This is a genomic window from Kribbella italica, from assembly GCF_014205135.1.
Lineage (GTDB): Bacteria > Actinomycetota > Actinomycetes > Propionibacteriales > Kribbellaceae > Kribbella > Kribbella italica.
Genome location: NZ_JACHMY010000001.1, coordinates 1,358,110 through 1,383,639 on the forward strand (window position 1 = coordinate 1,358,110; position 25,530 = coordinate 1,383,639).

Annotated in this window: 19 protein-coding genes; 9 read left to right on the forward strand and 10 right to left on the reverse strand. The window is 69.4% G+C overall.

The window, feature by feature from the left end; genetic code table 11:
* Window positions 1-80 precede the first annotated feature (80 nt).
* Window positions 81-2,816, forward strand: coding sequence for a DNA polymerase I (polA, locus tag HDA39_RS06380; protein ID WP_460658511.1), 2,736 nt, complete (start codon window positions 81-83; stop codon window positions 2,814-2,816).
* A 299-nt stretch (window positions 2,817-3,115) separates the two neighbouring features.
* On the opposite strand, the gene HDA39_RS06385 is transcribed toward polA, so the two are convergent.
* Both HDA39_RS06385 and HDA39_RS06390 read right to left on the reverse strand, forming a co-directional pair.
* Window positions 3,116-4,171, reverse strand: a complete 1,056-nt coding sequence (locus tag HDA39_RS06385) for a hypothetical protein (protein ID WP_184794312.1) — start codon at window positions 4,169-4,171, stop codon at window positions 3,116-3,118.
* A 121-nt stretch (window positions 4,172-4,292) separates the two neighbouring features.
* Window positions 4,293-4,766: an NUDIX hydrolase gene (locus tag HDA39_RS06390; RefSeq protein WP_184794313.1), complete on the reverse strand. Its 474-nt coding sequence runs from the start codon at window positions 4,764-4,766 to the stop codon at window positions 4,293-4,295.
* 226 nt (window positions 4,767-4,992) lie between these two features.
* Between HDA39_RS06390 and HDA39_RS06395 the strand changes: the two genes are divergently transcribed.
* Genes HDA39_RS06395 through HDA39_RS06405 form a run of 3 tightly spaced genes read left to right on the forward strand, consistent with a single transcriptional unit; the run spans window position 4,993 to window position 8,678 of the window.
* A complete protein-coding gene (locus tag HDA39_RS06395; protein WP_184794314.1) occupies window positions 4,993-6,750 on the forward strand; it encodes an extracellular solute-binding protein in 1,758 nt (585 codons plus the stop codon).
* Between the two features lie 4 nt (window positions 6,751-6,754).
* Complete coding sequence (locus tag HDA39_RS06400) at window positions 6,755-7,693, forward strand: carbohydrate ABC transporter permease (RefSeq protein ID WP_184794315.1); 939 nt, start codon at window positions 6,755-6,757, stop codon at window positions 7,691-7,693.
* Between the two features lie 4 nt (window positions 7,694-7,697).
* Window positions 7,698-8,678 (forward strand): ABC transporter permease, encoded by a 981-nt coding sequence (locus tag HDA39_RS06405; protein ID WP_184794316.1) that lies wholly within the window; start codon window positions 7,698-7,700, stop codon window positions 8,676-8,678.
* Here HDA39_RS06405 and HDA39_RS06410 read toward each other — a convergent pair.
* Window positions 8,604-9,449, reverse strand: a complete 846-nt coding sequence (locus HDA39_RS06410) for a glycosyltransferase family A protein (RefSeq protein WP_184794317.1) — start codon at window positions 9,447-9,449, stop codon at window positions 8,604-8,606. The two genes, HDA39_RS06405 and HDA39_RS06410, sit on opposite strands and share 75 nt — an antisense overlap.
* Window positions 9,446-10,711: an MATE family efflux transporter gene (locus tag HDA39_RS06415; RefSeq protein ID WP_184794318.1), complete on the reverse strand. Its 1,266-nt coding sequence runs from the start codon at window positions 10,709-10,711 to the stop codon at window positions 9,446-9,448. The genes HDA39_RS06410 and HDA39_RS06415 overlap by 4 nt, the downstream gene beginning before the upstream one ends.
* 69 nt (window positions 10,712-10,780) lie before the next feature.
* Here HDA39_RS06415 and HDA39_RS06420 point away from each other — a divergent pair, with 69 nt between their 5' ends.
* Window positions 10,781-12,472 (forward strand): MmpA family trehalose lipid delivery protein, encoded by a 1,692-nt coding sequence (locus HDA39_RS06420; protein ID WP_184794319.1) that lies wholly within the window; start codon window positions 10,781-10,783, stop codon window positions 12,470-12,472.
* Between the two features lie 56 nt (window positions 12,473-12,528).
* On the forward strand, window positions 12,529-12,696 hold the full coding sequence (locus HDA39_RS06425; RefSeq protein ID WP_184794320.1) for a DUF2613 family protein: 168 nt from the start codon (window positions 12,529-12,531) through the stop codon (window positions 12,694-12,696).
* On the opposite strand, the gene HDA39_RS06430 is transcribed toward HDA39_RS06425, so the two are convergent.
* Window positions 12,681-13,805 (reverse strand): glycosyltransferase family 4 protein, encoded by a 1,125-nt coding sequence (locus HDA39_RS06430; RefSeq protein WP_337925648.1) that lies wholly within the window; start codon window positions 13,803-13,805, stop codon window positions 12,681-12,683. The two genes, HDA39_RS06425 and HDA39_RS06430, sit on opposite strands and share 16 nt — an antisense overlap.
* Before the next feature lie 107 nt (window positions 13,806-13,912).
* Between HDA39_RS06430 and HDA39_RS06435 the strand changes: the two genes are divergently transcribed.
* Window positions 13,913-14,671: a class I SAM-dependent methyltransferase gene (locus tag HDA39_RS06435; RefSeq protein ID WP_337925649.1), complete on the forward strand. Its 759-nt coding sequence runs from the start codon at window positions 13,913-13,915 to the stop codon at window positions 14,669-14,671.
* Window positions 14,668-18,765, forward strand: a complete 4,098-nt coding sequence (locus HDA39_RS06440; protein WP_184794321.1) for an alpha-(1->3)-arabinofuranosyltransferase — start codon at window positions 14,668-14,670, stop codon at window positions 18,763-18,765. Before HDA39_RS06435 ends, HDA39_RS06440 begins: the two co-directional genes overlap by 4 nt.
* Here HDA39_RS06440 and HDA39_RS06445 read toward each other — a convergent pair.
* Window positions 18,654-19,877, reverse strand: coding sequence for an acyltransferase family protein (locus tag HDA39_RS06445; RefSeq protein WP_184794322.1), 1,224 nt, complete (start codon window positions 19,875-19,877; stop codon window positions 18,654-18,656). The two genes, HDA39_RS06440 and HDA39_RS06445, sit on opposite strands and share 112 nt — an antisense overlap.
* A gap of 13 nt (window positions 19,878-19,890) precedes the next feature.
* Entirely contained in the window at window positions 19,891-21,735 is a 1,845-nt protein-coding gene (locus tag HDA39_RS06450) for a hypothetical protein (RefSeq protein ID WP_184794323.1), read from the reverse strand.
* A 100-nt stretch (window positions 21,736-21,835) separates the two neighbouring features.
* Between HDA39_RS06450 and pgfA the strand changes: the two genes are divergently transcribed.
* Entirely contained in the window at window positions 21,836-22,921 is a 1,086-nt protein-coding gene (gene pgfA / locus HDA39_RS06455) for a cell envelope lipid trafficking protein PgfA (RefSeq protein ID WP_184794324.1), read from the forward strand.
* A gap of 11 nt (window positions 22,922-22,932) precedes the next feature.
* On the opposite strand, the gene HDA39_RS06460 is transcribed toward pgfA, so the two are convergent.
* From HDA39_RS06460 to HDA39_RS06470, 3 genes are all read right to left on the reverse strand, one after another.
* Window positions 22,933-23,736: a methyltransferase domain-containing protein gene (locus HDA39_RS06460; RefSeq protein ID WP_184794325.1), complete on the reverse strand. Its 804-nt coding sequence runs from the start codon at window positions 23,734-23,736 to the stop codon at window positions 22,933-22,935.
* 35 nt (window positions 23,737-23,771) lie between these two features.
* Window positions 23,772-24,518: a MerR family transcriptional regulator gene (locus tag HDA39_RS06465; protein WP_184794326.1), complete on the reverse strand. Its 747-nt coding sequence runs from the start codon at window positions 24,516-24,518 to the stop codon at window positions 23,772-23,774.
* Between the two features lie 68 nt (window positions 24,519-24,586).
* Window positions 24,587-25,528, reverse strand: a complete 942-nt coding sequence (locus tag HDA39_RS06470) for an SDR family oxidoreductase (protein WP_184794327.1) — start codon at window positions 25,526-25,528, stop codon at window positions 24,587-24,589.
* Between the last annotated feature and the right edge of the window lie 2 nt (window positions 25,529-25,530).

Consider the following 25,530-nt stretch of genomic DNA (forward strand, 5'->3'; position numbering starts at 1 on the left):
CACTCTGATCACTCACAGAGCGCAGACTACCTTCGCCCGGCGTGAGAGAAACTGTCCGTGCCACCCACTAGAGTCGGTACGTGGCTCCAGAAACTGACATCTCGACGACGACCAAGGACCCGGAACCGGTGGTGGGCGACTCGCCCCGGCCGCGGATCCTGCTGCTGGACGGGCACTCGCTCGCGTACCGGGCGTTCTTCGCGCTGCCGGTGGAGAACTTCTCCACCACCACAGGTCAGCACACCAACGCGGTGTACGGGTTCACCTCGATGCTGATCAACATGCTGCGCGACGAGCAGCCGACGCACATCTGCGTGGCCTTCGACGTGTCCCGCAAGACCTTCCGCTCCGAGCAGTACACGGAGTACAAGGCCGGCCGGTCGAAGTCCCCGGACGAGTTCAAGGGGCAGGTCTCGCTGGTCAAGGAGGTGCTGGAGGCGCTCCGCATCCCGACCACCGAGATCGACGGCTGGGAGGCCGACGACATCATCGCCACGCTCGCGACGCAGGCCGACGAGCAGGGCTTCGAGGTGCTGATCAGCTCCGGCGACCGCGACTCCTTCCAGCTGATCAACGACAACGTCACGGTGCTGTACCCCAAGCGTGGGGTTTCCGAGATCGCCCGGATGGACCCGGCCGCGGTCGAGGCGAAGTACGGCATCCCCCCGCGGCTGTACCCCGATCTCGCCGCCCTGGTCGGCGAGAAGAGCGACAACCTGCCCGGCGTACCGGGCGTCGGTGACAAGACCGCGGCGAAGTGGCTGAACCAGTTCGGTTCGCTGAACGACGTGATCGACCGGGTCAACGAGATCAAGGGCAAGGCGGGCGAGTCGCTGCGCGAGCACCTGTCCGACGTGATCCGGAACCGGCAGATCAACGAGCTGGTCCGCGACTTGTCGCTGGACGTGGCCGTCGACGACCTGGTCCGGCACCCGTGGGACCGCGACAAGGTGCACACGCTGTTCGACAGCCTGGAGTTCCGGGTGCTGCGCGAACGCTTGGTCGCCGAGCACGAGCAGGTCGAGGAGACGATCGAGGAAGGCTTCGACCTCGAGGGCACGCAACTGAAGCCGGGCGAGGTCGCGGCCTGGATCAAGGAGCACGTGTCGACCGGTGCGCGGACCGGCGTCGCGGTGCAGGGGACGTGGGGTCGGGGGACCGGTGAGATCACCGGGCTCGCGCTGGCGACGTCGACCGGTGCCGCGGCCTGGTTCGACCCGGCGGCGCTGACGCCCGACGACGACGCGGCCTGGCAGGCCTGGCTCGCGGACGCGGCGCAGCCGAAGGCGCTGCACGACGCGAAGGGTCCGCTGCTCGGGTTCCTGGAGCGCGGCTGGACGCTGGCCGGGTTGACCTCCGACACCCAGCTGAGCGCGTACCTGGCCCGTCCGGACCAGCGGTCGTACGACCTGTCCGACCTGACCGTGCGGTACCTCAAGCGTGAGCTGCGCACCGAGGAGGCCGACAACGGTCAGCTCAGCTTCGACGACGTCGAGGGCGGCCCGGCCGCCGACGCGACGATGCTGCGCGCCCGCGCGATCGCGGACCTCGCCGACACGCTCGACGCCGAGCTCGAGAAGCAGGCCGGTACGGCGTTGCTGGCCGACGTCGAGCTGCCGCTGATCGACGTGATCGCCGCGATGGAGCGGGACGGGATCGCGGTCGACCGGCCGTACCTGGAGCAGCTCGAGGAGCGGTTCGCGACCGGTGTCCGGGACGCGGCGGCCTCGGCGTACGAGGTGATCGGGAAGGAGATCAACCTCGGGTCGCCCAAGCAGCTGCAGGTGGTGCTGTTCGACGAGCTGCAGATGCCGAAGACCAAGCGCACCAAGACCGGGTACACGACCGACGCGGACTCGCTGCAGTCGCTGTTCGAGAAGACCGAGCACCCGTTCCTGGCGTACCTGCTCGCGCACCGGGACGCGACCCGGCTGCGGCAGACCGTCGAAGGGCTGCTGAAGACGATCAGCCCGAAGGACGCCCGGATCCACACCACGTTCAACCAGACGATCGCGGCGACCGGGCGGCTCAGCTCGACCGACCCGAACCTGCAGAACATCCCGATCCGGACCGAGGAGGGCCGCCGGATCCGCGAGGCGTTCGTCGTCGGCGAGGGCTTCGAGGCCCTGATGTCGGCCGACTACAGCCAGATCGAGATGCGGATCATGGCGCACGTGTCGGAGGACGAGGGGCTGATCTCGGCGTTCAACTCCGGCGAGGACTTCCACTCCGTCACCGCCGCCCGGGTGTTCTCGGTCGAGGCCGGCGACGTGACGCAGGAGCAGCGCGCCAAGATCAAGGCGATGAACTACGGACTGGCGTACGGGCTGTCGGCGTACGGGTTGAGCCAGCAGCTGAAGATCGGCGTGGACGAGGCCAAGGGCCTGATGGACGAGTACTTCGAGCGCTTCGGTGGGGTGCGGGACTACCTGCGCAGCATCGTGCTCGAGGCCGGCAAGAGCGGGTACACCGAAACCATCCTCGGTCGCCGCCGCTACCTGCCCGACCTGACCAGCGACAACCGCCAGCGCCGCGAGATGGCCGAGCGAATGGCCCTGAACGCACCGATCCAGGGCTCGGCCGCCGACGTCATCAAACTGGCGATGCTCAAGGTCGACACCGCCCTGCGCGCCTCCGGCCTCAAGTCCCGGATGCTCCTCCAGGTCCACGACGAACTGGTCTTCGAGATCGCCCCCGGCGAACGCGAACCCCTCGAAACCCTGGTCCGCCAGAACATGGGCGCCGCGGTCGACATGGCCGTCCCGCTGGACGTCTCGGTCGGCGTAGGCCGCACCTGGCACGAAGCAGCCCACTAGCTCCCCGCGAGCCGAACCTGCCCGATCAGCCGATCAGCCGATCAGCCGATCAGCCCGTGGGTCCGCGAGCATTCTCGCGGACCCACGGGCGGCGGTGACCTCGAATTGAGCCCTGGAACTCCACGGACGCAGGGCGGACACCTGCTCCCGCCCTACGCGACCAACTCGGCGAATCAATTTCCGCTTCCACCGCTCGATCTGTGCCTCGGTCAGGTCGCGGTGGTTTAGTCGGTGCCCGGTGCCCGGTGCCCGGTGCCCGGATCAGTCGGCCAGGGACGAACGTCCATGGTGAACCTCGGTCACGGCCGATGGTGGCTCGACCGGGCGGGGTGAGGGCCGCTTCTGGGCAGGCTGGTGGGGACGGTCTGCGGCGGGATCTCTGGGGTGGTCGCAGGTGTCCGCCACTCCTGGTCGAGGCGGAGGCCTGCTGTGGTGGCGGCGTTGTCGATGACCTGGCGCCAGTGATCGATCCAGTCGGGCGGAGGGCGCCGGCCCTCGGTGGACAGGCCGAAGGTCCATCGCGTGGCGTTGGCGCGGTCCAGCCACATCCGCGTGCGGTGGTAGCCGTTGTTGGGAAGGTAGCGCTCGCCGAGTTCGATCTCGTCGTCTTCCCCCGACGTTGGCTCCTGGTCCAGGTGAAGGGTGTGCCGCAGCGCTGCGAGGTGGTCGTCGTCGAGCGGGCCGACGTACGACAAGGTGATCAGTCTGGCGACCGATCGGGCGGACGGCGGAACCAGTGGACCGTCGATCGAGACCGAGGGCGACGAGTGGGTCTGCTCGGATTCGAGGGTGAGTCCGAGGGCAGCGCCGGCCGCCCGGGCTTCGGTTCGGGCCTTGGCGACGACGGCTTCGGACGGCTCGGTCCGCAGGTACTCGACCGCGACGGTCCATCGGCCGGAGCGCGGGCGGCGCAGCGTCATCGTGATCCGGCCATCCGGGGAGTTGCTCAAGACCTTGAAGCCGAGATCTCGGTCGACGTCGTTGGTGAGTGAGCCGTGGACAGACAGCCCGAGCTGAGCGCACAGGACGTCCACCGCACAGTCACCGGAGAACTGCGCCCACCACGCCTGTCCTACCGTCCAGCCACCGATGACGGGACAGGTGCGGGTCCGGTCGTCGAACCAGGCCAGCAACTCCGATGCCTCACCTGCATTGATCAGCACCAGGTCCTGATCCAGCTCACCGCCCCGGAACCAACGGCTCAGCGTGTCAGTGGGTATCCACGAACCGTCTCGCGTGAGGATCTCGTCCACGCAACGACCCGGTCCATCCGGGCGCTGCCGCACCAGTCCGACCGGACCCTCGGACGCAGTGATCTCGACGACCGCGTAGTAGGCGCTCGGGTCGGTGCTCATCAGTGGTGTCGTCTCCGCGCCGTCGGCCGCTGGGCAAATGCCCGTTCCAGTGGCACAGAGTAGCCCCCTGACGAGGTCCGGCTGGCTCCGAACGAACGAGCCGGCTCGTGATCTGCCTGGCTCAGCTGGTGGCGAAGACCGGGGCCGGGTTGTTCTTCACAGCGTCGGCGATGCAGAGCTCTTCGCGGGGGTGGAGCTCCGGGTGGTCGGTCAGCGGGAACCAGGCGACCTCGAGGGACTCGTCGTCGTTGACGCGGGCTTCGCCTGCCGTGGGGTGGCAGCGGAAGCAGAGGTCGAGGTACTGGACCTGGTCGCCGTTGGGGTAGGCGGACGGGGGCAGGGACTCGACGCGGACCAGGCGGTCGACGACCGTCGTCACGGCGGTTTCCTCGTGGATCTCGCGGACGATCGCCTCGGCGGGTTGTTCGCCGGGTTCGAGGATGCCGGCGGGGAGGCTCCAGCGGCCGTTGTCGGCGCGGCGTACGAGAAGAAGGCGGTCGGTGTCGTCGAGGACGACCGCGGTGATTCCGGGCATCCACAACAGATCGTGACCGATCTTCTCGCGCAGGGCGAGGATGAACTTCGGCGTCGTCATGGTTCGACCCTAGCCAGGGCGGGGTTACTTGATGCAAGAAAGTGAAACGGTTCAGGGCATGTGGTGAACGTTTCATTGGAAATCACCGACGGTTCACGACGATTCCACGGACGGTGACACCGACCCCTTTCGGGGCCCAGCGATCTGTGCCATCCTCACCTGCCAAAAGATCCTGGATCCTATCGGATATCTCATGAAGCCTCGGTGGCTTCGACTGGGAGGCAGCGTGCAACCAGCAGTGAGGACAGGTGCCGTCCGGCGGCGCAGTTTCGTCGCGGGCGCGATGGGGCTGACCGCGGCGGCCACCAGCGGTCTGCTCAGCGGCTGCGGTCCGGACGAGGCGGTCGGGGCGAGTCCGGAGAGTCTCGCGGCTCCGCCGGTCACGCCCGGGCCGAAGACCGGCGGCATCGTGTACCCGGACGGGTACGTCGGGCCGGTGGCCCGCAAGCTCGGGCCGATCGTCACCGAGCCGACGAAGTTCGTCGTCGTGGTCCCGCAGGACCTGACCGTCGGCGACTGGGCCAAGAACAAGTTCACCAAGTGGCTCGAGCAGCGCACCGGCATCACGATCGAGTTCCGCCAGGTCGCCGGCGCGGACGAGGACGTGACGATCAAGGTCAACGCGATGATCGCGGCCGGCGACATCCCGGACGCGTTCATGGGCGTGAAGTTCAGTCCGTCGCAGCTCTACCTGTACGGCGCGCAGAACCTGTTCGTCGACCAGACGGCGTACACGGACAAGTACGCCCCGAACCTCCAGCAGATGTTCCACGACTACCCGCTGGCCAAGAAGCTGTCGACGTCCCCGGACGGCAACGTCTACGTCTACCCGTCTTTCAACGACTGCTACCACTGCCGGGCCGGCAAGTCGCGGACCTGGATCAACACCCGCTGGCTCCGGCAGGTCGGGCTGGCGATACCGAAGACCACCGACGAGTTCCGCGAGGTCCTCCGGGCGTTCAAGAAGGCCGACCCGGCCGGCGGTGGCCGGACCCTGCCGTTCGTCGGCTACAAGGAGGACGGCACCAACCAGGTCACCGTCGACAAGTTCGTGATGAACTCCTTCCTCTTCAACCCGACCTCGCCGTGGCTGGTGGTCGACGGCGGCAAGGTCAAGGCGGCGTACTCGCAGGACGGCTGGCGCGAAGGACTCAAGTACCTCAGAACCCTGTACGGCGAAGGCCTGCTGAACCGCGACGCGTTCAGCATGACCGCCGAGCAGTTGCAGCGCGCCGGGAACAACAAGGACGGCTCCCTGCTCGGCGTGTTCCAGGGCAACTACTGGGGCAGCGCGATGGACGTCGACGTGGAGGACCCGAACGCGCGCTGGCACGACTACGAAGCCCTGCCGCCGCTGACGGGCCCGGACGGTTTCCGGGTCGCCAACTGGGACCACTACACCGGCTTCGACCCGCGGCTGGTGATCACCCGCAGGTGCCGGCGGCCGGACCTGCTGGTGAAGTGGGCCGACTTCCAGCTCGACCTCGAGGTGATGATGGCCGCGTACGCCGGGCCCGGCAGCTGGAGTTTCGCCAAGCGCGGCGACAAGGCGATCAGCGGCCAGCAGGCGCTGTTCGGCATCTCCGGGACGTGGGCGCCGGACAAGACCAAGGACACCTGGGCGCAGCGCAACCCCAACTACCGCTCCGGCGACTTCCGGCTGTCCGAGCGGGTCGACCCGACCAAACCGACGTTCGAGAAGCCGCTGTACGAGCAGACCCGCGACCGCTACTTCCCGTACGCCGAACCGATCGAGCAGCAGTTCCCGCCGGTCGCGCTGGAAGGTGACCAGGCGGCGCTCGACGCGTCACTGCTGCTCGACCTGAGCGGTGAGGTGGTGCAGACGATGGCCCGCTTCGTCACCGGCAAGGCCGACCCGGCCGACGACGGGCAGTGGAACGACTACCTGGGCCGGCTCGACAAGATCGGGCTACGGCCGTACCTCGACATCCAGCAGGCCGCCTACGAGAGCTTCCAGGGGTGAGGGCATGACGACGACCCAGTCCGCACCGGAGCGCGAGTCCGACGACTACCTGCCGGCCGCGGTCAAGGAGACCCGCTCCGACCGGATCGTGCTGATCTGCAACTACACCGCGCTCGGGCTGTTCTCGCTCGCGGTCCTCTACCCGCTGGTCTACGTGCTGAGCGCCGCGTTCAGCGAGCCGAAGAACGTCCAGTCCGGCGAGGTCTGGCTGTGGCCGGTCGGGCTCAGCCTGGAGTCGTTCCGGTCGATCTTCGACTACGACGGGATCGTCCGCGGTTTCGGCAACTCGGTGGTCTACGCGATCGGCGGCGCGTTGCTGGCGACCGTGCTGACGCTGCTGGCGGCGTACCCGCTGTCCCGCCGCGACCTGCCGGGCAAGGGGCTGATCCTCGGGCTGTTCCTGTTCACGATGATGTTCAACGGCGGGCTGATCCCGAACTACCTGGTGGTCGACCGGACCGGCCTGCTGGACACCCGCTGGGCGATGATCCTGCCGACCGCGATGGCGGTCTGGAACGTGATCATCACCCGGACCTACTTCCAGACCACGATTCCCGAGGAGCTGCACGAGTCGGCGCGGGTCGACGGCTGCAGCGACATCGGGTTCTTCTGGCGGGTGGTGCTGCCGCTGAGCAAGCCGATCATCGCGGTGAACCTGCTCTTCTACGCCGTCGCGCAGTGGAACTCGTGGTTCAACGCGCTGATCTACCTGACCAGCGAGCACCTGTTCCCGCTGCAGCTGGTACTGCGGCAGATCCTGGTCCAGAGCAACGTCGATCCGTCGCAGGTCCGTGACGTCGCCGAGCTGCTGCGGATGAAGGAGCTGCAGGAGCAGCTGAAGTTCTCGCTGATCGTGATCGCCACCATCCCACCCCTGCTGGTCTACCCCTTTGTGCAGAAGCACTTCGTCAAGGGGGCCATGGTCGGCTCGCTGAAGGGATAACGCCATGGCCACCGAAACCATCGAGCGGCCACAGGTCGCGCCCACGCCCGCACCGCTGCCCCGGCGCAAGCACGCGCAGACCCTCGGCGCGCGGATGAGGAAGAACTGGCAGCTGTACCTGATGCTCGCGGTGCCGCTGATCTGGCTGGGCATCTTCGCCTACTGGCCGATGTACGGCGCGATCATCGCGTTCAAGGACTACAACGTCATCGACGGCATCCTCGGCAGCCGCTGGGTCGGGTTCAAGCACTTCGAGCGGTTCGCGGAGTCGTACCAGTTCTGGCGGCTGATCAAGAACACGCTGGTGCTGCACGGGTACGAGCTGCTGGTCACCTTCCCGCTGCCGATCATCCTTGCCCTCGGCCTCAATCTCGCGCGGAGGCGCTGGTACCGGCGGTCGGTGCAGATGATCACGTACGCGCCGCACTTCATCTCCACCGTCGTGGTGGTCGGGCTGATCGTCGTGCTGGTCGACCCGAACACCGGTGTGGTGAACCAGTTCCTCGGGCTGTTCGGCATCGGGCCGGTCGAGGTGCTGTCGAATCCGGACTGGTTCCGGCACCTGTACGTGTGGTCGGCCGCGTGGCAGACGATGGGCTTCTCGGCGATCATCTACCTGGCCGCGCTGACGTCGGTCTCGCCCGAGCAGCACGAGGCCGCGATCGTCGACGGCGCCTCGCGGTTGCGGCGGGTCTGGCACGTCGACCTGCCGGCGATCCGTCCCGTCGCGGTGATCCTGCTGATCCTGAACATCGGTTCGATCATGTCGGTCGGCTTCGAGAAGGTCCTGCTGCTGCAGAACCCGCTGAACCTGCAGACCTCGGAGGTGATCGACACCTACGTCTACAAGCTGGGCTTCGTCTCCCAGATCCCGCAGTTCAGCTACGCGGCCGCGATCGGGCTGTTCCGCTCACTCGTCGGTCTGGTCCTGCTGGTCCTCGCCAACACCCTCGCGCGCCGCTTCGCCAAGTCCAGCCTCTGGTGAGTAGGCAGCCAGCAACCGGTCCCGGGCGGCCGCCTTCTCGGCCGCCCAGTCGGCGCTCCAACTGACGTTGCCGAAGTGGACGACGCCTTGCTCCGACAGCGTCCAGTGCCTGCCGTGCGTCTTCATCACCTGCGTGAGCAGGCCGAGCGTGTCCCACCACTTGCCGCCACGCTCGGCCTGCACGGCGGCGGGGGAGAGGCCGACGTGCTCGACCGTACGACGGAAGGCGTCGTCGTTGCGGATCAGCGCGCAGAACGGATGAACCCGCTCGTTGAGCTGGATCTCCAACGAGTACTCGATCGGATCCGGCCAGGCCGCGTCCGGGCTGTTGCGGATCGACTCGCGGACGTACGCGACGGGCGCCGCGTTGTCGGTGGGCTGGAGCTCCTCGCCCTGATGAGTGATCCACCGGGCCTGCACGGCGAAGCAGTCCGGGTCGGCGGTCAGCTCGGCCGCCAACGCCTCAATGGTGCCGTCGGCAACAAAGCACACGTCGCAGTCCACGAACAGGTAGGCGTCGTACTCCGGCCGGGCCAGGACCGCGGCGCGCAGGATCTCGCCGTGGGTGGTGAGCGTGTGGTCGGTCGTGTAGCCCGTCTGCACGACCTCGACCGACGGGAAGCGGGCGAGCCGGTCGAGGTCGGTGGAAGCGTTGTCGAGGACGACGACCCGTACGTCCTCACGGTCAGGATGATGGTGCAGCAGCGACGCCAGCAGCAGTTCGGCGTACGGCGTCGTGCCGTGGTTGACCGTGAGGACGCAGATCTTCATTCAGGCTGGGCGGCCGACTGCCGGTGGAGGCCCGAAGCCAACGCGACCGAGAGGGCGATGGCGCAGGCGCTGGTCATCGCGACGAGGACCTTGACGCCGGTCATGCCGGTGGCGATGTCGGCGCCGAGGATGATCAGCGTGGCGATCGCGAGGCCGGCCAGGCCGATCCAGATCAGCAGGGCGGCGCGCTTCTCCTGCTGCGCGATCGCGGCGTACACGACCAGCTGCAGCACGGCGTACGACGAACCGGCCAGGGCGAACAGCCAGGCGATCGGGCCGACCGGCGCGTAGTCGGCGCCGCCGACGATCTTGACCACGAGGTCGGGCAGCACGAGCGCACCGAGCACGGTGCACACCCCGAGCGCGGCGACGGCCTGGATCGCGCGGCGCAGGCGCTGCGTGTCACCCGGACTCGTGGCCAGCGACGGGAACACGATCACGATCACGAACTGCGGCAGGAACAGGCAGGCCTTCGCCACGATCACGCCGGCCGCGTAGTACCCGCTGTCCTTGGAGTCGAGCAGGCCGCGCGCCAGCAGCACGTCGGCGTTGGCGATGACGAAGAACGCGAGCAGCGTGTGGGTGCCGTGCACGGTCTCGCGCAGCACCTCCTTGACCTGCTGGATGCTCCCGCCGGTCGACCCCCGCAGCAGGAACGTCCCGAGCAGCGCCGGTACGGCGGCGCCGAGCGCCAGGCCGATCATCGCGGACGGCACGCTCGGGTGGACGAGCAGCGCGCCGCCCCCGAACAGCAACCGGCCCACTCCGGTCGACGTGTAGACGGCCGCCAGCTCGGTCCAGTTCTTGCCGCCCTGGAGCACGCCCAGCTGCGAGCCCATCACGGTCAGAAAACCCAGTGTCGGTGCGACCATCACAGCGGCGATGATCGAGTCGATATGAAGCAGCCACATGATCAGCGGCGTCGCGACCAGGCAGACCGCCGTCAGCCCCACCGCGGCCCGGCGGCCGGCCTTCAGCATGCTGTCGGCCAGCGCGGCCTCGCCCGGACCGGTGTGGGTGGCGATCCGGCGGGCGCCGGACGCCTGCAGTCCCAGGGAGGCGACGTTGCCGATCAGCAGCAGTCCCAGCAGGGCGGTGACGGCGCCGAACTGCTCCGGAATCAGCCGGTGGACCGCAATCAAGGTGAAACCGTAGGCGGCCACGTTCATGATGGCCATACCGACGGCGACCACCGTGGCGCTGCGGAGGAACGCCAGCTTCGGTGCGGCCGGCTGCTGATCGGGAGTCGTGTCTGAGGTCATCCGGCTTCTGTTCTGCTGGTGGTGGGTCGGTTGTAGGTTGCGCTGGAACAGTACTGCGAGGAGGCGGTCGTGGAGGGGGGACCCAACCGGGTGGCCCGGCTGATGCCGTGGGCCTGGCCGGTGCTGCTCACTGTGCTGATCACCGCTCCGCTGCTCGCTCCGGGGTTCGTGGTCGGCTACGACCTGGTGTTCGTGCCGGACCTCACGCTACGGCGTGACCTCTTCGGTGTCACAACTGCCTTACCGCGCGCGGTTCCTTCCGACGTCGTGGTCGCGCTGCTCGACGAGCTGGGTGGCGGCCAGGTGCTCAACAAAGTGGTCCTGGTCGCCGTGCCGCTGCTGGCCGGGCTCGGCCTGACAGCGCTCTGGCGCGAGCTGCGGCTGGGTGGACCACTGGCCGGCGCGGCCGCCGCGACGCTCTACGTTTGGAACCCGTTCGTCGCCGAGCGCTTCCGCCTCGGCGCCTGGGCCCTTCTTCTCGGGTACGCCGCCCTTCCGTGGCTGGTCCGGTCGGCTTTGCGCCTCCGCCGGGGTGAGGGGTGGGTCGGCTTCCTGCTGGCCTCTGCGCTCTGCGCGCTGACGGCCTCCGGCGGCATCGTTGGTCTACTCGTCGCCGGGCTCATCCTGCTCTGGCCGCGCGGCAGCAGACCCGGCCCACTCGTCGGAGCCGTCCTGCTCAACCTGCCGTGGATCGTCGCAGGCCTGGCCCGTACGTCGGCCGCCACGACCGACCCGGCGTCCGTCCCCGCCTTCGCAGCCCGCGACGAGGGCTACGGGGGAGTGCTTCCGACTGTGCTCACGCTCGGCGGGGTGTGGAACGCCAACGTGGTGCCCTCGCGCCGCGGTGACCTGGTCCCTGTCGTGGTGGCCTTCGTCATGCTCCTGATCGCCTGCGTCGGTGTTGTTCTGTGGTGCCGGCTGGAACGACTGGCGGCGAGTCTGGTCGTGGCGGCGGGCGTCGTCCTGGTGATCGCGATGGCCGGTGTTGTCGCGGCCGAGCCGTTCTCGTGGGTGGTGGCTCATGTGCCAGGCGCAGGACTGTTCCGGGACGGCCAGCGGTACCTGGGTCCACTGGTCCTGCTGGAGGCGATCGGCTTCGGTGCTGCGATTGCCGCCCTGCTGAAGGCCGCGCCACTGACCTGGCTGGTCGGTGCGACCGCTGCGCTGATGCCACTGGCCGCACTGCCGCAGCTGGTCGGCGGAGGCTTCCACACGTCGCAGTACCCGGCCGACTGGGAGCAGGCACGTCTGGTGATCGGGTCGGACTCGCAGACCGGTGACCTGATGCCCTGGCCGTTCGAGACCTACCGGGCACCGAGCTGGAACGCTCGCCGCCCGGTGCTCGACCCGATGCCTCGGTACTTCGACAGGGGCGCGGTGGTCCCGGACGAGCTGATCGTCGGCGGCAACCGGCTGGACGGCGAGGACCCGCGGGCCGCGGCGGTCGCGGAGGCGCTGCGCACCGCTGTACGGACCGGCGCCGATCCGTCGCCGGAGCTGCTGCGGCAGGGGATCGGCTGGATCGTCGTGGACCGGGAGGCCGGCGGGCCGCAGCCGCGTCAGCTGATCCCGCGGCTGACCGAGGAGTTCAGCGGTCCGACGGTCAGCGTGTACCGCCTCGACGGGACGCCCAAGGAGCAGCACCTCCCGGCCTGGCGGGTCGTCGTGATCGCCGCCGCCTGGATCGCGGCGGGCGCCGTACTGGTGGTCGCTCTGCTGAGCGCGGCACCGGTCGTGCAACGCGTCCGATCCAAGCTCTAGCCGCCGGGGCGGCTCGTTGTTACTCTTCGGTTTACTTCGAGGAGGGGACACGTTTCATGGGAGCTTTGATCGGTGCTGTCATCGCGGTGCTCGCGGGGGCGGGGATCGCGTCGGCCGCGGTCATCGGGGTCGTCCAGTCCGTGCGGGAAGACCCGGCCAAGCCCGGCCCGGAGGCAGCTCAGGGCCAGGCCGACGTGCCGATCGTCGCCTACGGGAACAAGTAGGACCTCTGCTGCTCGAGGGCCGGCCGGCCGGTCAGGACCCGGTCGAACGCGGTCGCCGTGGCCGACCAGGTGTAGTTGCCCGCACTGGCCAGCGCACCGGCCGCCAGGGCCCGTCGCCGGCTCTCGTCCAGCAGCAGCGCGGTGATCGTCGCGCTGAACTCCGCGGGGTCGTCCACCAGCACTCCTGACACCCCGTCCTGCACCGACTCGGTCGGCCCGCCCGCACTGCGATAGGCAACAGTCGGTACGCCGTGGCCGGCTGCCTCGCCGACCACCAGCCCCCAGCCTTCCTTCAGGCTCGGCAGGGCCTGCACCCACGCTTCGTCGTACGCCGCGTGCTTGTCGTCCTCGCTCACGTGCCCCCGGAACTCCACCGCGTCCTGCAGCCCCAGCGAAGCGACGTACTCGCGCAGCGACTCCTCCCACCAGCCGGAGCCCACGACCACGAGCCGCGCGTCGGGCAGCACCGCACGCGCCGCGGCGATGGCGTCGACCGCGTGCTCGACCTGCTTGTGCGGCACGATCCGCCCGACGCACACCACCGTCGGTACGGCGGACTGCGCGACCTGTCGCGCCGGTGCGGGGTCGGTGCCGTTGTGCACGACGTCGACCCGCTGCTGATCGACGCCCAGGGCAACCAGTTCGTCCCGGGAGGCCGAGGACACCGTGACGTAGCGGCAGTCCCGGTAGAGCCTCGGCGCGACCCGCGACTCGAGCCACCACCCGAAGCGGCCGCGCCGTCCCGGGTACACCACCTGCCACTGCTCCTCGTGGACGTGGTGGACCAGCACGACCACCCCGGTACGACGTACGAGGCGGGTAAAGAATGGCAGTCCGTTCTGCACGTCCACCACGCGGTCCGGCCGGCGCAGCACGGTGTGCAGCAGGCCGCGCAGGTACACGGTCACCTTGCTGCCCCGGTAGACGTACCGGACGTCGTACCGCCTGGCCTCGCGCGGGCTGCCCGGGTAGGCCGCGCACAGCACGGTGACCCGCCAGCCCAGCGCTGCAAGGCCTCTCGCGACTTCCTCCACGTAGCGTTCGGAGCCACCACCCTCCGGATTCGTGGTGTCCCGCCAGTTCAGCAACAGCACGCTCTGAGCACGCACTCCACAACCCCCACCCTCGACGAAGCTACCCCCGGGTAATGGGGCGCGAGGTTACCAGGCAGTAACGATGTCCGCCAGAGGTCGCGAGATCGGTTATCGTCCCGCCTGTGCGCGCATCGATTCCGGACTCCGTGACCACCGCCGGGTGGACGCCGGACGTTCGCCGCGCGCTGCGGTTGTTCCGGGCCTTCGGGGTCGAGCAGAGCGACCCGGACACCTTCTACGGAACGCTCGCCGCGGACTCGGTCGGCCAGCTCTCGGCGTACGCCGATCTGCGCGGGGCGCGGATGCTCGACGTGGGTGGCGGTCCCGGCTACTTCGCCGACGCGTTCCGGGCCGCCGGGGCCCGCTACTACGCGGTCGACTCGGACCTGGGTGAGCTCAGCGGCCGCGGCGAGCCCTCACCGGGCACAGTGCTCGGCAGCGGGATGGCTCTGCCGGTCGGCGACCAGCAGGTCGACATCTGCTTCTCCTCGAACGTCCTGGAGCACGTGCCGGACCCGTGGCTGATGGCGGACGAGATGGTCCGGGTCACCAAGCCGGGTGGCACGGTCTTCCTGTCCTACACCGGCTGGTGGGGTCCGCACGGCGGCCACGAGACCGCGCCCTGGCACTACCTCGGTGGGGACCGGGCCGCCCGCCGGTACGAGAAGCAGAAGGGCCACCCGCCGAAGAACAGGTTCGGCGAGTCCCTCTTCCCGATCACCGTGGCCGGCGGACTCCGCTGGGCCCGGCAGTGCGGGGACGCCGAGCTGGTGGCGACCGTGCCGAGGTATCACCCGCGCTGGGCGTACGGCGTACTGGCTTTGCCTGGGGTGCGTGAGGTCGTGACCTGGAACCTCGTCCTGGTGCTTCGGCGCCGATGAGCGGGCTACTGCGAGGACCACTCAAGCGGCTGAAGGCAGGCAGCCCGGAGCAGGTGGTCTGGCGAGCACGTCTCGTCCTGGGCTGCCTGCTGCTGATCGCGCTGTCGTTCCACCAGGCGCCGGGCAAGATCGTGCCGGACACCAAGCTGGACCTCACCGCCAACCCGGGTGCCTTCCTGGTCCGGGCACTGCACCTGTGGGATCCGCAGGGCGCCTTCGGCCAGCTGCAGAACCAGGCGTACGGCTACCTGCTACCGATGGGCCCGTTCCACTGGCTACTGGACCTGGTGAACGTTCCGTCCTGGGCCATCCAGCGCGCGTGGTGGGCAGTGGTCCTCTGTACGGCGTTCCTCGGTGTCTGGAAGCTCGCCGGAGCACTCGGGTACGGCGCACCCTGGGCCCGCTTCACCGTCGCGCTGCTCTACGCGCTGAGCCCACGGATGCTCGGCGAGGTGGCGATCACCTCGATCGAGGTCTGGCCGCTCGCAATGGCCCCCTGGGTCTTGCTGCCGCTGGTGACGCCGAGAGCCCGCTCCGGATGGTGGCGGGTCGGCTGGTCGGCCGTGGCGTTCGGACTGGTCGGGGGAGTGAACGCGGTCGCGACCGGCGCGACGCTGGTGCTGCCCGCGCTGTGGCTGCTGACGCGCCGGCTGGACCGGTCGACCCTGAAGCTGGCGGCCGGCTGGTTCGGCTGCATCGTCGCGGTGTCGTTCTGGTGGCTGGTCCCGTTGCTGCTGCTCGGCCAGTACAGCCCGCCGTTCCTGGACTGGATCGAGAACGCGGCGACCACGACCAGCAGCGCGAGCATCTTCGAGTCGTTCCGCGGGACCTCGCAGTGGCTGAACTTCCTGGCCACCGGCGGCGGGCCGAGCTGGCCGGCCGGTTGGCTGTTCGTCACGCAGCCGGCGCTGATCATGACGACCGCGGCCGTTGCCCTGCTGGGCCTGGCAGGCCTCGCGATGGGCTCGCTGAGGAACAGAGGCTTCCTGCAGCTCTCGGTCGTCGTCGGCCTGCTCCTGCTGACGCTGGGCCATCACAGCTCACCCCTGTCCGGCCAGGTGCAGGACCTGCTCGACGGACCGCTCGCAGCACTGCGCAACACCCACAAGTTCGAGCTGGTCGTACGGCTGCCGCTGGCGCTCGCTGCAGCTCACGCACTGACCCGGCTGACCAGCTGGGCGACGGCCCGCGGCGTGCAGCGACGTCTCGTGCCTGCACTCGCCGCCTGCTTGGTCCTGTCGGTGGCGACCCCGGCCATCTTCGCTCAGCTACCCAGAGACGAGAGCTACGAAGCGATCCCCGCACACTGGCATGAGGCCGCGTCCTGGCTCGACAGCCAGCAGACCAGCGGCAGCGTACTCGTCGTACCGGCCGCGTCGTTCGCGGACTTCACCTGGGGCTCCACGAAGGATGAGCCGTTCCAGGCGTTGCTGAAGCGGCCGATGGCGGTGCGCGACGCCGTACCGCTCGGATCAGCCGGTACGACGCGCTGGCTGGACGAGGTGGAACGCCGACTGGGCTCCGGCGTCGGCGACCGGACCCTGCAGCAAGCACTAGCTCGAGCGGGGGTCCGGTATGTCGTCGTCCGCAACGACCTCCGGTACGACGCGCAGGTGAGCCCGACGGTCGCCGTGCACGAGAGCCTGGCCGAGGCGGGCATCGCACGAGCGGCGTACTTCGGACCGGCGACCGGCAGTTCGATCGAGTCGCCCACCCTGACCTTGGACGAGCGGACCCGGCTGCCCTACCCCAGCGTGGAGATCTACGACGTCGGCGACGAGGTCAGGCCGGCCCGGCTGGTCCCGCAGTCCCAGTTGGTCGCTGTGCGCGGCGGCTCCGAGGACGTGCCGTCGGTGCTCACCGCACTGGGCGGCAACCGCGAGGCTGTGCTCAGCACGGACGCCAACGGCCTCGACCTGCCGCTGGTCCAGACCGACGGCCTGCAACGGCGGGAGGTGTCCGTCGGGCGCCCGGCCGACAACTACTCGCCGGTGATGACCGCGAGCGACCCCGGCCGGATGGGCCGCCGCACGCTCGACTACCTGCTCGACCCGCCCTCGCCGCCGACCACTCGCGTGTGGGCGGGCGGAGTGGCCGACGTCCGCGCCTCGTCGTCAGCGGCCGATGCCGACGCGACCCTGCGCACCGGACCGGGCAACGGACCGTTCGCGGCCGTGGACGGCGACCCGTCGACCCGCTGGATCTCCGGCACGTTCGGGAAGAGCAGCGGCGAGTGGCTCGAGCTGAACTTCACCGCGCCGCGCAAGGTGTCCGACCTGAAGATCCAGTTCTCACTGCAGGCACCGACGACCGACCCGGTCCGCACCCTGACGGTGGACACGGATGCCGGCTCGCTGACCAGCGTGATCGAGGGCACGGGCAAGCCGCAGCCGGTCCCCGCCCCGGACGGCTTCACCCAGCGGCTGCGGCTCAGTGTCGGCGTGACCGACGGCAAGAACCCGAACGGCGTCGCCATCGCCGAGGTGATGCTGCCCGGACTGACACCGGTCAGTCGGCTCGAGGTACCGGGCGGTCTGGGCAAGCAGCCGGACGCACTGGTCTTCCGCACCGAGCAGGCCGGCCGCTCGGCCTGTCTGCACGCCGGTGTCCGTCCGCTCTGCCGGCAGAGCGTCGCGAAGGACTCGGAAGAGGCGACTGGTCTCTACCGCAGCGTCGACCTGCCCGGCGCCGCGTCGTACAAGCTGCAGGGGACGGCGTTGCCGCGGGACGGCGCGTCGCTGGAGCGACTGCTGGAGGTACCGGGCGGGATCACCGCGTCGGCCTCCTCGCGAGCAGTAGCCGCGCCCGAGGGCCGGCCTGGTGCAGTGGTCGACCAGGACCTCGGCACCGGCTGGGTGGCGGCACCGGAAGACGAGCGCCCGACGCTGACCTTGAAGTTGCCGGGGTACCGGAAGTTGCAGGGCATGCAGTTCCTGAGCGACCCGTACCTGGCCGCAGCCCGGCCGACCGAGGTGGAGGTCCGCTTCGACGGCGGTCGGGCGACGACGCTGCCGGTGACTCCGGAAGGGTTCGTGACGTTCCCCGATCGGTTCAAGTCCGTCCGCACCGTCGCGCTGGCCTTCACCGGGACGCAGGACGTGGTCGACGTCGACTCCGCGACCGGTCTGTCCCGCCGTCTGCCGGTCGGCGTGGCCGAGCTGCGCATCCTCGGCGCCAACGACCTGCGCAAGGCGATCGACCCCAAGGCGGTCACCGGCGCGGTGTGCGGGTTCGGTCCGACGGTCCAGGTCGACGGCGTACCCGCGGCGACCAAGGTGACCGCGACGATGCTGGACGTGCTGCAGCGGCGGCCGGTGAAGTACACGCTGTGCCAGCAGCCGTCCGTACCGCTGCAGTCCGGTCGCCACACTCTGGATGTTGCCGCCAGCAAGGACTTCACACCGGTCGAGGTGACGCTGACCAAGACCGATGCGGTGACGCCGGAGAACGTGCCTGCGCAGGGCGTCAACGTCTGGCGGCCCAGCCCGGCCGAGCTGACGCTGGAGGCACCGGTGGCCACCGAGGACTCGGTGCTGACCGTCGCGCAGAACTTCAGCACGGGCTGGGAGGCGTACGACGGCACCGGCCGCAAGCTGGTCCCGATCCGGGTCGGCGGCTGGCAGCAGGGCTGGCTGCTCCCGGCAGGGCCCGAGCAACAGGTCACCGCGCGCTTCACGCCCGACCGCGACTACCGGGCCGGTCTGCTCGTCGGACTGGTCGCCCTGATCCTCGTTGCCGGGTTGGCGATCTTCTCGCGGCGCCGGTCGCGCCACTCCGGCCACCGGCTGCGTGAGGCCCAGCGGCTCGGTGCCTGGCCGGCCTCCGTCCTGCTGGTGGTGGCAGGTGTCTTCATGGCCGGCTGGATCGGACTGGCCGTCACAGTCGTCGCTGCGGCGTTGGCCTGGTTCCTGGACGGTCGCAGGATCGCCCTGATCGGTGCGGTCGTCGTAGCGGTCCTGCTCGGTACGGCGATCGCCGCGGCTCAGCCCTGGCCGGACGGCGATGCGGGACTGACGTCCGGAGTCGTCCAGGGATCCGTACTGCTGGCCGTGGCGTTGGCGGCGCTGTCGAGGCCGACCGGCGAAACGTCGTAGGACCGGTCCCGCCGGCCGAGCCGCATGATCGGCCGCTCCATCAGGTAGTAGCTCGCGGCGGCGACAGCGGTCGACAGGACCAGCGTCGGCCAGAAGAGCAGGGCGAAGTGGCCCTCGAAGGGCTTGATGTCGAAGAGTTGCTCGACCAGACTCAGCACGATCAGGTGGTAGCAGAAGACACCGAACGAGATGTCTCCGGCGACGTGCCCGATCCGGCCGCCGAGGATCGCGGCGGTCCGCCGCGACGGCGTGATCGCCGGGAACACCACACAGGCGGCGATCGCGGTGTAGAGCAAGCTCTTCACGAACGCCTGGCCGGCGCTCGACGACGTCAGGTTGTACGGGCCGGCGAGCGGGCCCGACGCGATCACCAGCAGGACGGCCGCGACCGCCCAGATCGTGCCGGGGACCGTGGACAGCGTGTCGAGCGCGGAGTGCCCGAGCCGTCCGCTGCTCCGGGCGACCTGCCAGAGCGCGAAGCCCATGCCCACCGCGAACCAGCCGAGGTAACCGGGCAGCCAGAGCCCGGCCATCGGCTGGTCGGTCGCGTTGACGGCAGCCATCCAGACCGGGCCGAGCAGCGTGAAACAGGTCAGCACGGCGAGCCGGCGACGTACCGCCTTGCGGGTCGGGCGCTCGTAGCTGATCAGCAGGCGAGCCAGGAACGGCAGCAGGAGGTAGAACGCGCCCTCCGTCGCCAGGCTCCACATCTGGGTGAGTCCGTCGGCGGCGGGAGAGCCGACGTAGATCTGGCTCAACGACGCGTGCCGCAGGTACGTCGTCCAGGTGATGCCGTCCTGGCGGGGGACCAGCAGGGCCGCGAGGATCACGGCCACCCACAACGCGGGCAGGATCCGCAGGGCCCGGTTGCGCAGGTACGGGAGCGTCAGCGGCGGCTCGGTCTCGCCGAACCAGGCGACGACGTACGGCCGGTAGAGCAGGAAGCCGGAGATCGCGAAGAAGATCGCCACTCCGACGTCGAGCCGCGCCAGCAGGCCGGCGAAGGGGCCGTTCAGCGAGTCGCCGCTGTGGAAGCCGACGTGCGTGGTCAGCACGGCGAGGGCTCCGAAGGCCCGCAGACCGTCCAGGGCGGGGAAACGCGTCCGTCTCATGCAGTCACCTGTGTCATTCGCTCACCCGGGGCAGGCCGATCTCGACGTTGCCGATGCAGAGGTTGCTCTTCGGGTCGGTGCTCCGGAACCGGACCGCGGCCAGGTCGGTCACCGGGGTCGGACCGAGATACCTGTTCGCCAGTCCGGCGGGCCACACCGCGGGTACTGCGGCCGGTACGGCGACGGAGCGGCCGTCGGTGCCGACCAGCTCGATCGCGACGGTGTGCTCCACTCTGCTCAGGTAGCCGACCTTGACGAACCAGTTGGCCGTCGGGCGCTCGGCGGTGGTCGCCTTCAGCGGCAGCGTCACCGTGCTCGCGCCCTGGAGGAAGACCGAGCAGATCTGCCCCTTGCCCTTGGGTGGGATGGCCGCGGTCGCCCACGCACCGAGGTGCGCCGGACGGATCCGGCCGGCGTCGTCGACCATCCGCGGTTCACTGCTCGAGGACTGCAGCTGGAAGGGGATTCCGGCCGTCCGGAGCACGGGGGAGACGCGTGGATCGGCCGACAGCGCGACGGACAACGAGTTCGGCAGGCGGGTGTCCCAGAGGTTCACCGCCGGACCGGCGTTCTCCAGCTCGGCGCGCAGCGTCGCGAAGTACGGGCGGGACGGGTTGTCGTCCCAGTACTGCGCGAAGCTCGCCAGGGAGACGACGGCGGCCGTCGTCCAGGTGATCATCGCGCCGGCGGCGACCAGCGGGGGGAAGCGGATCCATCGGGCGGTGAGCACGACCGCGAGTGTCAGGGGGATCGCCAGGTCCGACCAGTAGTGGTAGTGCACGGTGAAGGAGGCGCCGAAGAGCGTGAAGCGTCCGTAGGAGACCAGGAGCAGCGTGACCAGGGTGTAGATGCCGACCGAGGCCCAGAGCAGTAGGACCCGGCGGTCGTGGCGCCATGCGGTGAGGAGCAGGCCGGCCGCGACGATCCCGCCGAGGACCACGACGGGGCCGGGAGCGTCCGCGAGGCCGAAGGCGCCGGAGATCGGGCTCCAGTGCCAGGGGCCGCCGGCGAGTGCGCCTAGCGGTACGGCGAACGACTTGCCGGCCAGTTCGACCAGGGTGCCGAAGCTGGGGAACCGGCCTGCCGTGGGGCTGCCGTTGGCGGCGTACAGGATGCCGAAGGCAACGATCGGGACGGTCAGCGCGGCGGCGTACGGCCAGGTCCGGCGCAACCAGGGCTTCAGGGGAGTCTCGCGCAGGTAGAGCGCCAGGGCGAGCGCGGTGACGAGGACCAGGCCCGATTTCTCCCAGCAGGCCAGGGAAACCAGCAGGGAAAGGGGGCCGTAGGCAACGGCTCGGCGGCGGTGGCCGGCGGACCAGTCGACGGTCGCGTGCAGCAGGAGGAGGCCGAAGACGTGGGCCGGGAGGTTGTTGACGCCGCTGGACAGGGACATGAACGACGGCATGCTGAGCGAGGTCAGCGCGTAGAGGACCGTGCCGGTCAGGACCCACCAGCTCGCGCCGAGCAGCCGCAGCAGGAGCAGGCCGAGCAGCGTGATCGCCAACGCCTGCAGGAGAACCCGGCAGACGACGGTGAAGTCCCAGTTCAGCGGCGCGAGCTCGGCGAAGGTTGCGTAGACGAAGCGCAGGCCCGGCGCGATGTGATCGTTCACCGGGGTCAGCAGCTCGCGCGGCGCGAAGCCCTCGCCGCCCTGGACCAGGAACTCGACGTCGTCGCTCAGCCAGGAGCCGCGGCGCGCGAGCAGGCCGAGCACCACCGACTGGACGACCGCGACGCCGATGACGAGTGCCCGCAGTACGGCCGGATCGGGCGCGGACCAGTGGCTCGCCGACGCGCGCCGAACGGCCGGTTCGGGCCCGGTGCGACGGCGTACGAGCATGCCTTGGATCCCCCTCATGGGGCCGGACTATATGTCAGCCAGGGACGACCTCGAACTGCCTCTGTTCAAGAACGCTACTCGCTGGTAGCGTCCCGCGGACAGACCGGGAGGGGTTGTTGTGGGGAATCGCAGTCGGATCGTGCTGCTGGCACTGGGGATCTTCTTCGTCGGGGTGGCCGTGATGGCCAGGTTCTACGCCTACCCGACGCTCGCGGTGGCGCCGCCGGACCAGGTCGCGCACACCACGTCGACGACGACGCAGGACGGCACGGTGTTCGTGGTCGCGACGCAGAAGGAGACCCAGCTGCCGCTGACGTCGACCCGGACCGTGCGCGGTGACGTGGTCGCGGCCGAGAAGATCGGCCAGGCGCTGAACCGCGAGGTGGTCGTGTTCGACACCGCGGTGGTCACCGACGACGACCCGGCGTACGCGTTCCCGAGCGAGGACGACGCCAAGCGCGACGACAAGGCGCCGCTGAGCTTCGTGCAGGAGCGGGTGGTGCTGGACGCGCACACCGGCGAGGCGATCGCCTGGGACCCGGACAAGGCCACGGACAACAGCGGCGAGTACATCACCACGACGCTGAAGACCGAGGACCGCAAGCGGCCGGGCGACCAGGTCTTCAAGGACGGTCACCAGGGGCTGGTGCTGAAGTTCCCGTTCGGCACCGAGAAGAAGACGTACAAGTTCTGGGACAGCACGCTGCGCCAGGCGTTCCCGATCGAGTTCAAGGGCGAGACCGAGCTGCTCGGGCTGAAGGTCTACAAGTTCGTCCAGGAGATCCCGAAGTCCGAGGTGCCGCAGGCGGCCAAGCTGAAGGTGCCGGGCGCGCTGATCGGTGAGAAGGGCCAGCCGTCGGTCGTCGTCGACCGCAGCTACCAGAACACCCGAACGCTGTGGATCGAGCCGGTCACCGGCGCGATCATCAAGGGCGAGGAGAAGCAGCTCGCGACGATCGACTACAACGGCGAGGTCAAGATCACCGCGACCGACGCCACGATCGGGTACGACGACGCGACGGTGAAGAAGAACGTCGAGGGTGCGACGGTCGACGGCAAGGCCGAGGGCGGGTACGCCGAGAAGGCGTCGCAGCTGAACCTGATCGGCTTCTGGGTGCCGCTACTGTCGCTGATCCTGGGCCTGCTGCTGCTCGGGCTGGCCGGGTTCCTGTCGCTGCGGCCGAAGGCTCGCCGGGCGGCCTAGGGGTTGTCCCGCTAGGGCTTGGTGCCGGCCTTGTGGGCGGACCAGATCGCGGTGCCGGGGACCAGGCGGCCGCGCTCTGGTCCCCAGCCGCCCCAGACCTGGTCGTGGCCGGCCGGCCACTCCGGTTCGAGCAGGTCGTCGACGACGAAGCCGGCGCCGGTGAGCGCGCGGATCCAGTCGCCGGTGGTCCGGTGGTGCTCGGCGTAGATCGCGACGCCGTGCTCGTCGACCTCGACGTACGGCGTGCGGTCGAAGTACGACTGGGTGATCCGCAGGCCGGCCGGGGTCGGGTCGTCCGGCATGCTCCAGCGGATCGGGTGGGTGACCGAGAAGACCAGCAGGCCTTGGGGTTTGAGCGTGCGTGCGATCTCGCGCAGGGCGGCCTCGGCGTCGGCGACGAACGGCAACGCGCCGAAGGCCGAGCAGGCGACGTCGAAGGTGCTGTCGGCGAACGGGATCGCGGTCGCGTCGGCGGCGACCGTGCGGACCGGCGTACCGGTCTTGCGGTCGAGTGCCTTGGCAACCTCGAGCTGCTCGAAGGAGATGTCGAAGGCAACGGCCCGCGCGCCTTGCTTGGTCAGCCAGCGGGCGCACTGCGCGGCACCGCAGCCGATCTCGAGCACGCGCTTGCCGCGGACGCTGCCGAGGAGCTGGGCATCGGCCTCGTCGACGCCCTCGGGACACCAGACGAACCGGTCGTCGCCGAGAAAGGCGCCGTGCTCCTCGAGATACTCGGTCGCGGCCGAGTCCCAGTAGGTCTTGCTGGCCTGCGAGGTCTGCGCCTCGGTCAGCTCGATACGTTGCGGCTCGACCACGCCGTCACCCTATCCCCGGGGCCCCGGGAACCTATTTACAGGTTGGCTTCGGCGTAGACGTCCATCGCGTCCCGTAGGTACTCGACCAGCGAGTCGTCACCGGAACCGATATTGCGGCGGAACCGTTCGTCGTCGACGTACAGCTGCGCGAGTCCGCGGTAGGCCTCGGCCGTCGGCGTCCAGAACAGGCTGGTCACCTCGAAGTGCAGCTGCACGACGTCCTGCACGCGCTGGTCGGACACGTCGGCGCCCTCGGCCTTCAGTACGGCGAGCCGCTCGTGAACCCGGACGTACCCGGTCTTCGCCTTCTCGGCGTCGGCCGTGGACCAGGACTGCATCTTGCGGTAACCGGCGTCGACGACCTCGTCGCCCCAGCGCTCGCGCGCCTCCGCCTCGTACGGGTTGTGCTCGAATCCCTCGAACACCTTGTCGGGTGCCATCTCTCCTCCGTTCTCGATGTTCTCGATGGTCGACTCGACGGTCCTGACCAGTCGCCCGAGCCGCAGCTGCTCACGCAGCAGCCACTCCTTGTGCTTGCCGAGCACCTCGATCGTGTCCCGCGGACTGCGGTGCGCGATCACCTCGGCGACGACGTCGAGGCCGAGTCCGAGGTCCCGCAGCAGCAGGATCTGCTGCAGCTTCAGCAGCTCCTGATCACCGTAGTACCGGCGCCCGTCGGGCGCCGTCCGGACCGGCTCGAGCAGGCCGATCGCGTGGTAGTGCCGCAACGTCCGCGCGGTCACTCCCGAAGCCTTCGCGACCTCGGCGATCGACCAGGTCATCTCCGTCCTCCCATCGACTGACTTCACCGACGGTAGAGGTTGCCGTTACGTCAACTTCAACCTGGTTTTCAGACCGGGAGCGACAGCTTCGTGAGTTCTTCGGAGACCTGCCAGACGCGGTGGGCTTCCTCGGGGTTGCGGAGAGGGGAGTAGAGCTTCTGCTCGGCGGGTGGGCCGCCGAGGTGGCCGGGGCCGCTGGGGCCGTAGAGGCGGGCGCCCCGGGCCTCGGGGGAGGTGGCGGCGTGCAGAGCAGGGAGGCCGGCGGACTCGACGGTGCCGAGGAGGATGCCGCGCGCGGACAGGGCGCCGATGAGTTTGCGGCCGAGGGTTTCGCGGGCGCGGCCGACCTCGGGGCGGGCGGCGAGCAGGTTGGTCGGGGCGACGCCGGGGTGGGAGAGGTTGCTGGTGATGCCCCAGTCGCCGGCCTGGCTGCGGCGGTCGAGCTCGAGGGCGAAGAGTCCGAAGGCGATCTTCGACTGGGAGTACGCCTTCATGCCGTCGTACGAGCGGTCCCAGTTCAGGTCGGTCCAGTTGATGCTGCCGCGGTTGGCGGCGACGCTGAGCTGCGAGGTCACCCGGGCACGACCGGCGCTCAGCAGCGGGAACAGCTGGGCCACCAGCGCGAAGTGACCTAGGTAGTTGGTGCCGAACTGCAGCTCGAAGCCGTCGGCCGTGCTCTGGCGATCGGGCGGAGTCATCACGCCGGCGTTGTTGATCAGGAGGTGGATCGGCCGGCCGTCCTCGCGCAGCGTCCGGCCGAGAGCCGCGACCGAGTCGAGCGAGGACAGGTCGAGATCATGGAGCTGTACTTCGGCGGTGGGGACGGTCTGCCGGATCGCGGCGACGGCGGCTTCGCCCTTGAGGCGGTTCCGTACGGGGAGCAGGACCTCGGCCCCGGCCGCCGCGAGCCGGCTGGCGATCCCGAGTCCGAGGCCGTCGCTGGCTCCGGTGACCAGGGCACGCCGGCCCGAGAGGTCCGGCACGGTGAGGTCGGGGGTTCTCCGGGGCATCT